The sequence below is a fragment of the Pseudomonas sp. OV226 genome (assembly GCF_003148705.1).
In the GTDB taxonomy this organism is placed as follows: Bacteria; Pseudomonadota; Gammaproteobacteria; order Pseudomonadales; family Pseudomonadaceae; genus Aquipseudomonas.
This window is the reverse complement of the sequence record NZ_QGGS01000002.1, coordinates 319154-334482: the sequence shown is the minus strand read 5'-3', so window position 1 is coordinate 334482 and position 15329 is coordinate 319154. Positions and strand designations below refer to the sequence as shown.

Below are 15329 nucleotides of genomic sequence, written 5' to 3'. Positions count from 1 at the left end.
ATGAGCCTCGAAGAATTTCACCGCAACTTCCGCTCCGACCTGCATACGACGATTGCAGAGCGAGTTCAGGCAGGTGAAGGGCCATTCCCTTCGGAGGAGCTCGTATTTGCTGAAATGGTCATGGAGCATCTTGCCGAGACAGGGATTTGCGAAGAGTCCGTGGTCTGCCACTGGAACGGAAAGGTCGGCAACGCGAAGCTGCGTATCACTGGCTATGCCCTCAGCGCTGACGAAACTGCCCTCGACCTGTTTGTCAGCCATTACTTTGGAACTGAGCAACTTCAAGATCTTGCAGACTCGGATGCAACAGCCACCGCAAGTGAAGGAGTTCGCTTTCTGTTTCGCGCGGCGAGCGGAAATCTCGACGCAAAAATTGATCCAACCCATTCGGTCCGGGACCTAGTCGCGACCATTCGATCCCGCTGGAGTGACATTGACCGACTTCGGGTGTTCGTAATAACCGACGGCAAGACAAAGACTAAGCGATTTTCCAACAAGGAGGTCCATGACAAGATGGTGGCCGTCGAGTCCATGGACATGGAAAGACTGTTCCGTCACACCGATGGAAAACCTCGGGACGAACTGGCACTAAGCTTCGTCCAGTCAATCGGGCGACCACTTCCCTGCGTCCATGTCCCTGATCCGGATGCCGACTACGAGTATGCGCTGACTGCAATTCCGGGTCAGCTCCTTCGTGACCTTTACTTACGCTTCGGATCTCGGTTGCTGGAAGCCAACGTGCGAACTTTCCTTGGCAACAAGAAGGCAGTGAACAAAGGTATTGTCGAAACGCTTCGTAAGGAGCCGGAGCACTTTCTTGCCTTCAACAACGGCCTCGTCCTTGTCTGTGACGAAGCGGCATTCGAGCGCGCCGATGACGGCAATCTGGGGCTCTCTTTCCTGAAGGGACTCCAGATCGTCAATGGTGGACAGACCACTTCGTCCATCTACTTCGCATCGCGCGATGATAGGTCCATCGATCTGAGCCACGTCATGGTCCCGGCAAAAATTATCATCCTCAAGGGATCGCAAGATGAAGCGCGCGAGCGACTGATCTGCAACGTCTCGCGCTATGCGAACAGCCAGAACGCTGTGAAGATGTCCGACTTGTCCGCGAACCGGCCGTTCCATGTTCAGCTTGAGAAGCTAGCAAACGAGACTTGGTGCCCTGATGGTGCCACGCGGTGGTTCTACGAGCGAGCCGCAGGTGCCTACAATGTCATGCTGCTGAGAGACGGCAATACCCCAGCAAAGCGTCGAAAGCTGCAGGAGACGGTTCCGCCGAAGCGCAAGCTGACCAAGAACGACATCGCAAAGTATCACGAAGCTTGGCGCGGCAAGCCGGATGTCGTGGCAAGGGGTGGCGAGAAGAATTTCGTCTTGTTCATGGAAGAGCTAGACAAGGTTCCGGGAGTAGTTCCCAACCCACTCGATGCACCTTGGTATCGTGCAATGATTGCCAAGGTTATTCTCTTCAAGGCGATCGAGAGCATGATCAAGACGAAGGAGGCGAAGGAGGTCTTCCGCCAAGGATGGGTGAACATCGCCACCTATGTCGTGTCCGTAGTGGCGGATAGACTTGGCGACAGACTTGACTTCGATCAGATCTGGATGAGGCAAGGGATTTCCGGCGGTCTGCGCGAACTGCTTTGGGACTGGGCCGTGGTCGTGAACGCCGTGTTCAATAGGGTTGCCCCTGGTCAACAAATTTCAGAAGTGGCCAAGCGAGCGGACACTTGGACAAAAGTCAGGTTGGCTGATTTCTCAACTCCAGCGAACGGAATAATCGAGTTGCACTATCAATAAGTTTTACTACCTAATTCAAAAGCAACTGACTTCTTTTCTGAGCCAAACCACGGATAAGCAGGTCACGAGATATGCCACTGTTTACAGTCCTGTACCGCTTTCAGCGACCAGCGTATTTCTGCTTCCAACCTGGCGCCGTGGCTAGTGCACGAGAACATCACCAAGGGCAAACTGCACAGTGATCCCGTTCGCGATGGACAGTGGTGCGAGCGAATTTCAGCAGAGAAAAAGCTAAAATCGAGTGAGGCAGTATCGTAAAAAGTCGAATTGATTGACAAGCCAGGACGCATGCGTTGAGTGCAGACATAGTTTCCCCAGAACACCGCTCCAAGATTATGTCGATGATCAAGGGCAAAAACACGAAGCCTGAAATGCTCGTGAGATCGGTGTGCCATGAATTGGGGCTTCGCTACCGTTTGCATAGGAAGGATCTGCCGGGCAAACCTGACTTGGTTTTCCCAAAACACCGGTTGTGCATGTTCGTCCACGGCTGCTTTTGGCATCGACATCCAGACTGCAAGTTTGCATACACGCCCAAGAGCAGGCTCGATTTCTGGCAGCCAAAACTAGCGAAGAACGCCGAGCGGGACCTTAATGTTCAGCACGCGCTACTCGCGGAAGGATGGAATGTAGTAATAATTTGGGAATGCCACACCAAAAACAGAGAACTCCTACGCAATGAAATCCAAAAAACATTCGGCTTGAGTGATTAGCCCTACACCTTCTCGACGGAAAAATGATGAATGATTTTGAAGGGTTGACCACTTGGTATTGACCCTCTAGGCTCTTACTTCGGCGCCTAAGAAACGCCTAAACCAGAGCGGTCCTCCGCACCCGACAGTCATGCGGCTTTTTTTCGTCTGCGGTTTCTCTACGTCTGCGAGAAAATCCCCGTTATGTCGGGAGTGGGCGAATACAAGACCCGAAAGGGGAATATGTCCGGCCCGTCTCTGGTGGGTTTCTTAGCTCCCGACACCCATAACGAATGCCCTAAGAAAGCAGCCAGAGGTAAAGGAAATGCCTGACTATCCAACCTTCATGATGAAGGTGAATCGCTGTACCCATACGTGCAATCGCGTGCTTCCGCTTCAGGAGGTTCACCATGTCTGAACCGCTCGCTTCAACCCTTTTCACTCGTCACGACATCTACCTTCACGCGCTTCTGGTGGAGAACCAGGCCTGGTTCTGCGCTCATGACCTCGGGCGACTGATGGGGAAATTCCTCGACGAGCGCATGTCACGCAAACTCGATGCAGACCAGCGACAGATGATGCTGGTGGATGCTCACGGTACTGCCGAAGAACGCCTGATGATCAGCGAGTCTGGCGTCTACGCGTTGCTGGTTTATCACTATTGCCCGGAGTATCGGTTGCTACGCGAATGGCTGACGCACCAAGTGATTCCGGCATTGCGTGATGCTCGTCCATCGCGATCAGTTGAACGCCCTACGTTGAGCGTTCTGGACTGGCCAAAGATGTCGCTTTGCATGCTTCACTGGCAGGATGAGCCGTGGATTCGGTTGAGGGACATGCCTTGTGTGTTGACGGATGATCCTTACAATCAACGCGGATCCTGGTGGCGGAAGGCGTCGCGAGTGTTGCGAGGCTTCTGATTATTCATTGCCGTAGAGAAAATCCGCTACTTGAGTTTCAAGTAGCGGATTTTGTTTAAGTGGCGTATTCACTGGCGTCATCGCGAGCAGGCTCACTCCAAGGTTTGGTGTGCTGCCGTAGAGTTTGCGGTGTGCTGAAAACACTCAGTGCAACGCACCTCGCCTCCCGCTATTAATACCCTTCCCTCTCAAGGACCCAAGCCCACCATGAAATTCGACCTCGCCTACTGCCTCAGCCTCGACGACAAACTGTCGATCTATGACGTACGCGATCTGAATTTCGACGAAACCATGGAGTTCGATTCCGCCAAAGAGCACTTCCAGTGCCCCAACGACGCCTGTCGCTTAGCGTTCGATGCCGCGAATGTGTTGACGACGTTCAACGCCAAAAACGTGAATTACATCCGCACTCCACACTTCAAAAACACACCCAGTACCCGGCACGTGTCGGATTGTCCTTATGTCAGTCTCAAGGCCTCGGCGTCCGGTGTGGACGCGGACGGTGCGGAAACGGATGACAGTCGCGAGGAGCATTTCCCGTCGGAGTTGTTGCTGACTCGGCGTCAGTATGTGCGTAAGGCGTCGTCCCCTGATGTCGCGGCGGATGTTATGCGGGATGTCCCGAAAACAAATCCGGCGGACAGCCAGGCAGAGCACTCGAGCCACGAATCAGCGCCGGACAAGACCAGTGTCTTCGCCCACCCGGTGGAGTGTTTTGTGTCGAACTTCGAGGACAAGGAGCTGCTCAAGCGCATGCCACTGAAGATTGGCGAGCACACGGCGCCGTACGGGTCGTTCTTCAAGAAGATCGAGTATTTGCAGGACAACAAGGGGCTGATTTACTGGGGCAAGATCAAGGAGATCAAGGATTACACCCTGAGCTTTCGCATCGATTTCGAACAGAAGGTCTGGTTCAAGCAGGCGGATGAGGCGAAGAAGAAGCCTTATTCGGTCAATGTTTACTTGAGCAAGAAGCTGATCGACAACTACCGCAAGCGCAAAGCGTTTCTGGAAGAGATCAAGCACGCCATCGAGAGCGGCAAGGACTTGTATTGCTTCTTTTATGGCGTGACGCCGGAGTTGAAGCAGGTGCCGAGCAAGAAAAACCCCGAGCAGACGTTCGGGGTGTTCAGTGCGAATATTGAGAACCTGGATCACTTCATTGTTCGGGAAGCGCCGGGGTTGGCCGATAAGTAACAGCGCTCAGTTCAGAGACATGCTGAGCATCACCAACACCAGCAAACCCACATATACCCGTGCATGTATTCGATCCGGAATCCGCCCGATCCAGGGTGTGGCCAATCGAATCCCCAGCAACGATCCCATCGTCAAAACCGCAAACGCCAGCAGATCCACGTAGCCGATAAACCACGACCCCAAGTCAAACTCGCTGAATCCCGCCATCGCCATGTAAGTCACCGTCCCGGCCACCGCGACCGGCACGCTCAACGGATTGGCCATCGACGTCGCCTGACTCATGCTCAACCCACATCGTCGCAATAACGGCACGGTCATGACGCTGCCGCCCACGCCGAGAAACGTCGCGATAGCGCCAATGCCTACGCCACCGCCAGACACTTCCGCCCTGCCCAATCGTCGTGGGATTGCGTTATCGGTGCGTGTAAGAAATCCGCGTCTAACCAGGCAATCCACAATGGTCACGCCCAAGTACGCGATGAACGCATAACGAATCACCTCGCCACTGACCCATATCGCGGCGACCGCGCCAACCACCGCGCCCAAACCAATGAACCCGCCTAATGGCCACATGTAATGGCGAATGAAGTTCCCGGCGCGCCGATGTTTGCCGGTGGCGATCAGTGCGTTGACGATCATCACGCAGGTCGAAGTCGCCACGGCAATGTGCATCGCCGATTGGCCGACCGGGTCGTCGGCGCCGTGGCTGGCGGTGAGCATGCGGTAGAGCAATGGCACGACGACGAAGCCGCCGCCGAAGCCGAACAGCACCGCCGTGATGCCGGTCGTGCAGCCGAAGAGTGTTAGCAGGAGATAGAACATGGCGCGTCGTCCGTTGGTTGGGAGCGGTCGACGATAGAGCGATGAGCCTTGGCCTGCTTCAGCAAGTCAGCCAATAATGTTCGCGTTTACGCCAACTGCTGGAAATCGCTAGATGCGCAATGTTTCGATTGATCTGCTGGATGACACGCCTCGCCCGGTGGTGGCGATCGGCACGGATTATTCCCACGGCCATGTGTTGCCTCGTCATACACACCGGCGGGCGCAGTTGTTGTATGGCGCCACCGGGGTGATGCAGGTCAGCACGCATGACGGCAATTGGGTGGTGCCGCCACAGCGGGCGGTGTGGATTCCGCCGGGGATGGCGCATGAGGTGCTGATGCTCGGGGTGAGTACGCGCAGTGCGTATATCGAACCGGCGGCGGTTGATCTGGGCGATCGCTGCCAAGTGATCAGCGTGTCGCCGTTGATGCGGCATTTGTTGATGGAAGCGGTGGAGATCCCGCTGACGTATGACGAGGCCGGGCGCGACGGTGCGCTGATCGACTTGCTGCTGCACGAACTGGCGCGCAGCACTCACCTGCCGTTGCACATTCCGCTGCCCGTCGATGCGCGGTTGCTGGGGTTGTGCCAGGCGTTTCTCCAACACCCGAATGCTCACCAATCGCCGCAGCAATGGGCCGATCAATTGCACATCAGCCTGCGGACGTTCAATCGATTGTTTCGACAACAGACCGATCTAAGTTTCAGCCAATGGCGGCAGCGTGCCTGCGTGGTGCTAGCCCTGTCGCGGCTGGCATCGGGCACGGCGGTAACGCGCATTGCTGTGGATTTCGGTTATGACAGCCCGGCGGCGTTCTCGACCATGTTTCGTCGTGTGCTGGGGCAGCCACCGTCCGTCTGGATGGAAGCCACGAAATAGCAAAAATCGAAAAATGAGTTTGATCCGGGCGCAAAACAACTGTACAAAAACACAGTACATTTTGAATCAGCACTCTCGAGCCCGGAGAACACCATGGCCTCTCATGCGATGAAAATCACCCTGGAACGTATCGCCCTCTTCCAATTCACCCCGGCCCACTGCGCCCAGGCCCGAGCGATGCTGGGTTGGAGTGTTGATGAGCTGGCTCGGGAATCCGCGGTTTCGGTAGAGGCCATCGAGCGGTTTGAAGCCAAGCGCGATGTGCTGGATGTTACACGGCTGGCGTTGGCGTATTGCTTTGAGGCGCAGGGCTTGGTGTTTTTCCCAGGATTTGCGCCGGGCAAAGGGATGAATGTGAAAGGGTCTACGCCGAACCCGATTGGGCGGGCGGATTATGCGATGGTTGAGTGAGGTGTCAGTGAGCCGGCCGCTCATCAGCGAGCGGCCCGACTGCAGAGGATCAAGCGTTCTGCGCTGTGACCTGATCGCGTTCACTTTCCATCCCGAGCCACCACGCACTCCCGCGCTGCGGATACTTCACGTTAAACGCCTCGCCCATTTGCGGCGTGGTGATCGACACATTGCGCTCCCAGGCTAACGCCAGGATCCGGTCGAAGGGCTCGAACCAGGCGTGCATCGACAAATCGAAGGTGCCGTTGTGAATTGGCAATAACCAGCGCCCTTTGAGGTCAATGTGCGCTTGCAGGGTTTCTTCCGGCTGCATGTGAATGTGCGGCCACTCGACGTTGTAGGCACCGGTTTCCATCAGCGTCAGGTCGAACGGGCCGTACTGTTCGCCGATGCGCTTGAAGCCATCGAAGTAGCCACTGTCGCCGCTGAAGAAGATGCGCGTGTCGCCGTCGATCATGACCCAGGACGCCCAGAGCGTGCTGTTGCCATCGAACAGTCCGCGGCCGGAAAAGTGTTGCGACGGAGTAGCGATGAACTGGATGCCGTCCACTTCGGTGCCCTGCCACCAATCGAGTTGGCGGACTTTGCTGGCGTCGATGCCCCATTTGATCAGGGTGTCGCCGACGCCCAACGGGGTGAGGAAATACTTGGCCTTGTCCGCCAGTTTCAGCACCGCCTGATAATCGAGGTGGTCGTAGTGATCGTGGGACAGGATCACCGCTTCAATCGGTGGCAATTGTTCCAGGCTGATGGGCGGCTGGTGGAAGCGCTTGGGCCCAGCCCATTGCACCGGTGAAGCGCGCTCGGCGAAGACCGGGTCGGTGATCCAGAATTTGTCCCGCAGTTTCAGCAGAACCGTTGAATGGCCGAGGCGGTAAACGCTGTGGTTGGGTGCCGCCATCAACGCTGCCTGGGTCAGCGCTTGTACCGGCACCGGAGCCGTTGGGCGAGTGTTGCGCGGTTTGTGGAAGATCATGTTCCACATGATGCGCAGCATTTTGCGAACGCCTTCGCGTTGCACGGGTGCATGGTTTCGGAAAAGCCCTTGCGCCTGACGGGAAGCTTCAGGTGTTACGGAATTGTCCGCAGGTGAAATTGAAGTGGCCATGACTGAGTGACTCCAGAAAAACCGCACGATTGCAGTTCTTCACGGTGGGACGATAAATGGCCAAAGCACGCACGCATCAGCCGGACATTCTATTTTTCGCTGCACAGGATTAACAAAACATTACACTGCACAGTGTAGTTTCAAGGTTGCATCAAAGCCGATCACAAGTAAACTACCGAGTGTAATTTTTCTCTGTCTCTTGCCGAAGCGTACTTATGACAGCTCCACAGCGCCTCACCGACCGAAAACGCGAAGCTATTATTCAGGCGGCGATTGCCGAATTCCGCGCCAATGGTTTCGATATCACCAGCATGGACAAGATTGCCGCCACGGCCGGCGTGTCGAAGCGCACGGTGTACAACCACTTCCCAAGCAAGGAGGAGTTGTTTGCCGAAATCCTCAATCAATTATGGGCGCGGCTGACCGCAGAACAGGAAACGCCCTACCGCCCTGACCTGCCTTTGCGCGACCAGATGCGCCTGCTGTTGCAGGAAAAATTGCAGATGCTGGGCGATGACAATTTTCTCGATCTGGCGCGGGTAGCCATCGCCGCCACCATCCACTCCCCTGAACGTGCGCAGAACATGGTCGCCAGAATGGGTGAGCGCGAAGAAGACCTGACTATCTGGATTCGCTCTGCGCAGGCGGATGGTCGGTTGAAACCCGTCGACCCCGCGTTTGCGGCGCAACAGATCCAGGGAATGCTCAAATCCTTTGCGTTCTGGCCGCAGATTTCCATGGGGCTGCCGGGCCTGTCAGCCGAAATGCAGACCACCGTGGTGGAGTCAGCGCTGGATATGTTCCTGGCCTGCTATCAGGTCTGAAACGAGCTGCGAAAAATGACATGTTCGGCACGTTGTTGCTGATGGGGCTGCGCAAAACCAAACAGCGCAATGTGTTTCAGAATGAAAATGAAGCTGGGGCTATAGTGACCCTCAGTCCCAGCCCCAGGCGGAGAGCATCATGACCACCCCGACCACTGACACAAAACCTGTCGTTGATCATTTACGCTTTCACCGCCCTCACGCCCACCTGGCGCCAACCTTCGGCAACGACAAGTTTGCCCTGCGTGCGGAAGCCTTTGCGCGGTTCTTCGGTACACCGAAATTTCTCGGGGCGCAGACGCTGATCGTCGTGCTGTGGGTATGCCTCAACCTGTTCGGCGTGGCCCACTTCGACCTGTACCCGTTCATCTTGCTCAACCTGGCCTTCAGCCTGCAATCGGCGTACGCCGCCCCACTGATTCTGCTGGCCCAGACCCGTCAGGCGGCGCGTGATAAAGCGCAGTCCGACGCCGATGCACAGCACCGTGAAGCCCTCGCCGTGGCCAACAGCGAACGTCAGGCCCAGGCCGCGCACAACTCCGCGCAACTGCTGGAATTGCTCGAGCAAAACACCCGGCTCACAGAGATGACCAAGACCCTGACCGAACGCATCGAAAACCTGACGTCGGAAATGCATCAGCACTTCGTGCGCAAGGTGCCGCCAACGGTTTAGCGCTCGCTCAAGGCAATCGCAGTGCCCGCCCCAATTCATCAAACAGTGTCACCACCGAACGCAACGCACGGCAATCCGGACGGGTCAGCAACCAGAGTGCGGTGTCGTAGCCGTGCAATGGGCCGGTCAACGGCTGCAGCGTGTCGCCGATCAAAAAATCCGGCAATGCCGCAACGCCCAACCCGGCCCGCACCAGTTCGGTCACCGATAGCATGCTGTTGCAGCGATAGCTCGGGGTGACACCCGGCAAATGCTGGCGCCGCCAGGCAACAGTGGGATGGTCGGGTAGAAAATCGTCGGGCGCGATCCAGGTCAGCGAAGCCAGGTCTTCAGGATCGACGGACTTCAGATACTGCGCACTGGCGCAGACCCGGTAGGAAATATCCGCCAGACGTCGTCCGACCAAGTGCTCGGGCGGTGTGCGCGTCAGGCGCAATGCGATGTCGGCATCGCGACGGCTGAGGTTGGCGAAGTCGTTGGAGGTGCTCAACTCGATAGTCAACGCCGAGTATGAGGGCATGAACTGCGCCAGTGCGGGTAGCAGCAAGCCTTGCAGGACCGAGTCCGTACACGTCAGCCGCACCGTGCCGCTGATGACTTCACCGCCCTGCTCCACCCCGATTCGCGCCGCCTCCAGCGCTTGTTCTGCGCGCTCGGCCTGCTCGGCCAGAGTTTGCGCGAGCGTGGTTGGCAAATACCCGGCGCGGCTCTTTTCGAACAGTTGCTGACCCAATGCCGTTTCCAGTCGGCGGACGGCGCGAAACACCGTTGAAACGTCGACTTTCAGCAGGCCCGAAGCCCGGGCCAGAGAACCGCCGCGCACCAGAGCGAGGATCAGGGCCAGGTCGGGATAGTCCAGTCGATAGTGCGTCGCTGCATTGATCACTTGGGATAACGCCAATATTGAATGCGTGAGCGCCAATCTATAGTGGGTACCAGGAATCAACAAGCCGAGAGAGCACTCATGGAAACCACTGCAATCCGCATCGCCCTGATCGGTGACTACGACCCTCAAGTCACTGCCCACCAAGCCATTCCCGTCGCCCTTGGCATGGCCGCCGAACAGCTGAGCCTGAACGTGCAATTCCAGTGGTTGGCCACCGACCAGATCAACGCCGACACACCGCTGCAAGATTTCGATGGATTCTGGTGCTTGCCCGGTAGTCCTTACCGAGACATGGACGGGGCGTTGCGGGCGATCCGGTTTGCCCGGGAGCAGCAGCGACCGTTCCTCGGCACCTGTGGCGGGTTTCAACATGCGGTGTTGGAGTACGCCCGCGATGTGTTGGGTTGGGAAGATGCCGAACACGGCGAGACGCATCCTGACGCCGCGCGGGCGCTTCTGACGCCGCTGACCTGTTCGCTGTTGGAAGCGGTGGACAGCATTCATCTGGTTGAAGGTTCGTTGATCGCCAACGCGTACGAAACGACTGAAATACGCGAGGGATATCACTGCCGCTTCGGTGTGAATCCTGAGTTCGAACGTGAGCTATTGATCCAGCAGCTACACGCCGTTGGCCATGATTCGCAGGGGGATTTGCGGGCCGTTGAGCTCACCGGGCATCCGTTCTTTGTCGCCACGCTGTTCCAGCCTGAACGTGCAGCGCTCAAGGGCATTCTGCCGCCGCTGGTCCGCGCTTTCATCAAGGCTTGTGTGAGGTAGAAATCATGACGACGCCTTACTACGCGGTGATTTTCACATCCCGGCGCACTGAAGGTGATCACGGCTACGCCGAGGCCGCCGAACGCATGGTGGAGCTGGCCCGTGAGCAGCCCGGTTTTCTGGGCGTGGAATCGGCCCGGGGCGAAGATGGGCTCGGGATTACGGTTTCGTATTGGGCCAGTGAAGCGGCGATCCTGGCGTGGAAACATCATCCCGGCACAGCGCGATTCGTGAACGTGGGCGCTCGACCTGGTACTCGTCGTGTCATACGCGGGTGTGCCGGGTTGAGCGCGATTATCAGTTTCAGCCGTAATGATTTGCGGTGCCCATCAAGCCTGCTCGCGAAGGGGCCAGCCAAGACACCGCAAAACATCAGCCCTGTACAAGACTCCTGACCGCCGCTATCTCCGGCACTTCCTGCCGATTCATGTACACCCGCAACGGCTCGGTGATGTTGATCCGGTCATCGATGTTCTGATCCAGCAGCAACTGAATCAACTCACGCTTGAGCGTCATGGCCTGCCCCGGCCCCGGCGCCCAGACAAATTCACTGGTGGGAATAATGCCGTCATCGGCCACGTCCATGCCGAACGAGTCTTCGCTGAATCGCACAATGTAGTGGCCGGTCTTGCGGTTGAGGCCGACAAAGCCTTTGAGTTGGTCGGCGGCCTGGCAGATAAGCTCGGAAGTGATGCGCATATAAACCTCACAAAAAGTCGTTTCTACGACCGGTGATCAATGGTTTACACGCAAGGGAAACGACACGGTTTTCCCTCTGCCGGGGAAATTGCCGTGGCCAAGAGTACTGCAAAGAAGTGCACAGTTGCGCTGAAAAATTCTGCCTTGAACACGTTTATGTCGGTCTGGCGATAGCGCCGGCAACGCTCAGTTGTTAAAAGGGACGTCTTTGAATACTCATTGCGAAAGGATCTCGACCATGCCGGTTACCTTCACCAAAAGCGCCCTGCTGCTGAGCCTGATGCTCGGTCTCGGCCAGGCACAAGCCGCCAGCGAGCCAACCCCGACAGCGCTGGCAAGCCGTTTGGGCATTCCGCACCCGGCGGTGATCGCCCATCGCGGCGCGTCTTTCGATGCGCCGGAATCCACCGCCGCCGCCTACAAACTGGCGCGCGACCTGGGGGCCGACTATCTGGAGATGGACCTGCAACGCAGCAAGGACGGCGTGCTGTTTGTGCTGCACGACAACAATCTGCAACGCACCACCGACGTTGCCAGCAAGTTCCCGGATCGCAAGGACAGCCCCGCCAACGCGTTCACCATGGCCGAGTTGAAAACCCTCGACGCCGGCAGCTGGTTCAACAGCGCTTACCCGGATCGCGCGCGTCCTTCTTACGCGGGTCTGAAAATTCTGACGCTGGACGAAATCATCGATATTGCCCAGGGCAACCCGCTGCACAAACCCGGCCTGTACATCGAGACCAAAGAGCCAAAGCAATTCCCCGGTATTGAGCGCGACCTCAAGGACAAATTGCAGGACCGTGGCTGGCTGAGCCCGGCCGGTTCGAAACTGGCGAAAAGTGATCTGGCCGTCGGCCAGGGCAAAGGCAAAGTCGTGTTGCAGACCTTCGAGAAGAGCAGCCTCGAACTGCTGCAAAAGGAAATGCCGAAGGTGCCGAAAATTCTGCTGTTGTGGGTCGGCGAAGGCAGTATCGAGCCCAAATCCAAGGTGACGTTCGCCGAATTCGGCGACAAGGACAAAGCCACTTACTACGCCAGACAAGAGCCGAAGGATAAAGCCGAATTCCAGCAATGGGTCGAGTACGCCAAGGCTCAGGGCGCTATCGGCACCGGCCCTTCCGCCGCGCTGACCCAAGGGGGCGACCAGAGCTACTCGGACCTGGTGAAACCGTGGATGAACCAATACACCCACGATCAGGGCATGCTGGTGCACGTGTACACCATTGATGATGCGCTGGATTACCAGAAGGTGATGGATGCCGGGGTTGACGGGATTTTCACCAACCGCGCCAGCGAGTTGCTGAACTTCTACAAACGGCCGGCTGCGGGGACTGTTGCGCAGTTGCTGCAGAACAACGGCTATTAAACCCAAAAAGATCGTTCCCACGCTCCGCGTGGGAATGCAGCCCTGGACGCTCTGCGTCCCACTTGGAACGCGGAGCGTCCCCTGAGGCGTTCCCACGCAGAGCGTGGGAACGATCCCTCAACGATCCCTCAACGTCTCGGGAATTAAGGATGAGTTAAGTTGCCACCGTTAATCTGGCGCCACTTAAACAGCTCAACCCAAGGAAAGAACTTCATGAAAACCCTGACTGCCCTGTTCACCGCCGCTGCCCTGACCCTCACCGCTGGCCTGGCCCAGGCCGATGTCCGCGTCGACCAGATCCCTGAACTGGTCAAGAGCGGCAAGATCAAGCCACTGGAAGAAATGAACCAGGCAGCGCTGAAACTGCACCCGGGCGCGACCATCACCGACACGGATCTGGACAACCACTTCAACGGCTACGAATACGAAGTTGAACTGAAAACCGCTGACGGCAAAGAATTTGACGTAGATTTCGATGCCACCACAGGCAAAGTCCTGAGCAACAAACAAGACACCTGATGCGCACATGAAAAGCCGCACGATTTACCAATCGTGCGGCTTTTTTGCGTCTGCAATTCAGACTACGCCAACACATCGTCGGCCCGCTAGAATCTGTCCACGGTGTTCAAACAGAGATTGACTGAAATGGGTCAAACAGCGGCAGCAGACATCGCCTTGATCGGCAGGATCAGCGCCGTACCGGCCATCCTTCAAGTGGTCCGCGAGTTGACCGGCCTGCGCTTCGCCGCGGTGGCGCGCGTGACGGAGGACTCCTGGACGGCGTGCGCCGTGCTCGACCAACTGAACTTCGGTTTGCAGGTCGGCGGTGAACTGGAGGTCACCACGACCCTGTGCCACGAAATTCGTCAGGCCCGCCAGTCGGTGGTGATCGACAAGGCCAGCGAAGACCCGCGCTACCGCGATCACCACACGCCGCGTATTTATCAGTTCGAAAGCTACATCTCCGTGCCGATCTTCCGTACCGACGGACGCTTTTTCGGCACCCTCTGCGCACTTGATCCTCTGCCCGCCCAGCTCAAATCCAGCACGAGCCAAAGCACCATGGAATCCTTCGCGCGCATGCTGGCACTGCAAATCGAGGTCGAAGAAAACCAGCAACACACCGAGTTGGCGCTGAAGCAGGAGCGTGAAAACTCGCAACAGCGCGATCGGTTTATCGCCGTGCTCGGCCATGACTTGCGCAACCCGCTGTTCGCCATCAGTGTCGGTGCCGAAATGCTCCTGCGCAAACTGCCTGACCCGGCGAACCAGCAACGGGTCCAGCACATCCTGACCAGTGCCCAACGCGCAACCCGACTGGTCGATGACGTGCTGGATTTCGCTCGCGGTTCCTTTGGCCTGGGCATTCCGGTGAACATCGCACCGTGCGCGGATCTGGATGCGGCTTTACGGCATGTGATTTCCGAGGTTCAGAGTGTTCACCCGAACCGCGTCATAAATTCTTCCATCGGCGATTTACACAACGTCCCGTGCGATCGCGAGCGGGTCGCCCAGTTGCTGTCCAATCTGGTGGCGAACGCAGTAGTCCACGGCGATCCCCAAGGTCCGGTCGAGGTCAATGCGCAGACCAACGATGGACACTTCGTACTGAGCGTAAAAAATCAGGGACTGATTGCCGAGGACGCATTGGCGTATCTGTTCCGCCCCTACTCGCGACCGGCCAGCGATACTCCGCAGACCGGCCTCGGGTTGGGCTTATACATTGCCAGTCAGATTGCGCAGTCCCACGGTGGAAAACTGGACGTGGTCTCGACCGCAATACAGGGCACGACGTTTACCTTCAGCCTGCCTGTGCAGGTTTAGGCGCTGGTACTGACCAGCGAACCCGACGTGCTGGAATCGGCATCCTGTAACGCCTGCAATAACGCCGCCGTCGCCGCCTGCAATGAACCCGCCGTGGTCGCCACCTGCGACTGAGCCGCCGCGACATCAGCGGCTTTGGCGTCTGCATCCTCCTGTTTCGCCTGGGCCGCTTGCAGCTGTTGCTGTTGTTCCTGCATCTGCTTTTGCAGCTCGGCGATTTGCTTGCGCAAGGTTTTCACCGCATCGGATTCTTCGCTGCTGCTGGAACTGCTGTCGCTCGACGCGGGAGCGCCGCCGGCGGCCAGTTTAGTGTCGTCGGAAGGCGTGGCGGTGACGGAGGTGTCTGCGGCGGGAGCGCTGATCGAGGTTTTGCTGGTGGAGGTGGTGAGGGTCTGGTTGATGGATACAGAGGTGATGCTGACCATGGGAATTATCCAATGTGGG

The 15329-nt window shown here is 57.4% G+C and carries 17 protein-coding genes and 1 pseudogene; 13 read left to right on the top strand and 5 right to left on the bottom strand.

Translation table 11 applies throughout. The features are described 5' to 3' along the window. From C7534_RS04645 to C7534_RS04630, 4 genes are all read left to right on the top strand, one after another. Positions 1-1806 (top strand): AIPR family protein, encoded by a 1806-nt coding sequence (locus C7534_RS04645; protein ID WP_109785125.1) that lies wholly within the window; start codon positions 1-3, stop codon positions 1804-1806. 293 nt (positions 1807-2099) lie between these two features. Continuing rightward, positions 2100-2519: a very short patch repair endonuclease gene (locus tag C7534_RS04640; protein WP_109785124.1), complete on the top strand. Its 420-nt coding sequence runs from the start codon at positions 2100-2102 to the stop codon at positions 2517-2519. 389 nt (positions 2520-2908) lie between these two features. After that, the gene (locus tag C7534_RS04635) at positions 2909-3418 is read left to right on the top strand and encodes a BRO-N domain-containing protein (protein WP_109785123.1); all 510 of its coding nucleotides are present in this window, start codon (positions 2909-2911) and stop codon (positions 3416-3418) included. A 207-nt stretch (positions 3419-3625) separates the two neighbouring features. Continuing rightward, positions 3626-4615, top strand: coding sequence for a hypothetical protein (locus C7534_RS04630; protein WP_109785122.1), 990 nt, complete (start codon positions 3626-3628; stop codon positions 4613-4615). A 6-nt stretch (positions 4616-4621) separates the two neighbouring features. Here the strand turns inward: C7534_RS04630 and C7534_RS04625 are convergent, their stop codons facing one another. Beyond that, positions 4622-5437 carry a sulfite exporter TauE/SafE family protein gene (locus C7534_RS04625; RefSeq protein ID WP_109785121.1) on the bottom strand — a complete coding sequence of 272 codons (816 nt, stop codon included), beginning with the start codon at positions 5435-5437 and terminating at the stop codon, positions 4622-4624. 112 nt (positions 5438-5549) lie between these two features. Here C7534_RS04625 and C7534_RS04620 point away from each other — a divergent pair, with 112 nt between their 5' ends. Together C7534_RS04620 and C7534_RS04615 are read left to right on the top strand one after the other, a co-directional pair. Beyond that, the gene (locus tag C7534_RS04620; RefSeq protein ID WP_109785120.1) at positions 5550-6317 is read left to right on the top strand and encodes an AraC family transcriptional regulator; all 768 of its coding nucleotides are present in this window, start codon (positions 5550-5552) and stop codon (positions 6315-6317) included. Positions 6318-6410: 93 nt separating this feature from the next. After that, a complete protein-coding gene (locus tag C7534_RS04615) occupies positions 6411-6728 on the top strand; it encodes a helix-turn-helix transcriptional regulator (RefSeq protein WP_109785119.1) in 318 nt (105 codons plus the stop codon). Positions 6729-6777: 49 nt separating this feature from the next. On the opposite strand, the gene C7534_RS04610 is transcribed toward C7534_RS04615, so the two are convergent. Continuing rightward, on the bottom strand, positions 6778-7836 hold the full coding sequence (locus tag C7534_RS04610) for an MBL fold metallo-hydrolase (RefSeq protein WP_109785118.1): 1059 nt from the start codon (positions 7834-7836) through the stop codon (positions 6778-6780). A gap of 215 nt (positions 7837-8051) precedes the next feature. On the opposite strand from C7534_RS04610, the gene C7534_RS04605 reads away from it, so the two are divergent. After that, positions 8052-8660 carry a TetR/AcrR family transcriptional regulator gene (locus tag C7534_RS04605; RefSeq protein ID WP_109785117.1) on the top strand — a complete coding sequence of 203 codons (609 nt, stop codon included), beginning with the start codon at positions 8052-8054 and terminating at the stop codon, positions 8658-8660. 139 nt (positions 8661-8799) lie between these two features. Next, the gene (locus C7534_RS04600; protein ID WP_109785116.1) at positions 8800-9333 is read left to right on the top strand and encodes a DUF1003 domain-containing protein; all 534 of its coding nucleotides are present in this window, start codon (positions 8800-8802) and stop codon (positions 9331-9333) included. Positions 9334-9340: 7 nt separating this feature from the next. Here C7534_RS04600 and C7534_RS04595 read toward each other — a convergent pair whose 3' ends face one another. Beyond that, entirely contained in the window at positions 9341-10282 is a 942-nt protein-coding gene (locus tag C7534_RS04595) for a LysR family transcriptional regulator (protein ID WP_109785115.1), read from the bottom strand. A 15-nt stretch (positions 10283-10297) separates the two neighbouring features. Here C7534_RS04595 and C7534_RS04590 point away from each other — a divergent pair, with 15 nt between their 5' ends. Then, the gene (locus C7534_RS04590) at positions 10298-10996 is read left to right on the top strand and encodes a CTP synthase C-terminal region-related (seleno)protein (RefSeq protein ID WP_109785114.1); all 699 of its coding nucleotides are present in this window, start codon (positions 10298-10300) and stop codon (positions 10994-10996) included. Positions 10997-11001: 5 nt separating this feature from the next. Beyond that, positions 11002-11309, top strand: a pseudogene (locus C7534_RS04585) (antibiotic biosynthesis monooxygenase family protein). Between the two features lie 59 nt (positions 11310-11368). Here the strand turns inward: C7534_RS04585 and C7534_RS04580 are convergent. Continuing rightward, entirely contained in the window at positions 11369-11695 is a 327-nt protein-coding gene (locus C7534_RS04580) for a DUF2025 family protein (RefSeq protein WP_109785113.1), read from the bottom strand. A 238-nt stretch (positions 11696-11933) separates the two neighbouring features. Here C7534_RS04580 and C7534_RS04575 point away from each other — a divergent pair, with 238 nt between their 5' ends. The 3 genes from C7534_RS04575 to C7534_RS04560 all read left to right on the top strand — a co-directional run bounded on the left by C7534_RS04575 (position 11934) and on the right by C7534_RS04560 (position 14885). Continuing rightward, positions 11934-13061, top strand: a complete 1128-nt coding sequence (locus tag C7534_RS04575; protein WP_109785112.1) for a glycerophosphodiester phosphodiesterase — start codon at positions 11934-11936, stop codon at positions 13059-13061. Positions 13062-13274: 213 nt separating this feature from the next. After that, entirely contained in the window at positions 13275-13580 is a 306-nt protein-coding gene (locus C7534_RS04565; protein WP_109785111.1) for a PepSY domain-containing protein, read from the top strand. Positions 13581-13706: 126 nt separating this feature from the next. Continuing rightward, positions 13707-14885, top strand: coding sequence for a GAF domain-containing sensor histidine kinase (locus tag C7534_RS04560; RefSeq protein WP_109785110.1), 1179 nt, complete (start codon positions 13707-13709; stop codon positions 14883-14885). On the opposite strand, the gene C7534_RS04555 is transcribed toward C7534_RS04560, so the two are convergent. After that, a complete protein-coding gene (locus tag C7534_RS04555) occupies positions 14882-15310 on the bottom strand; it encodes a hypothetical protein (protein ID WP_109785109.1) in 429 nt (142 codons plus the stop codon). The two genes, C7534_RS04560 and C7534_RS04555, sit on opposite strands and share 4 nt — an antisense overlap. Between the last annotated feature and the right edge of the window lie 19 nt (positions 15311-15329).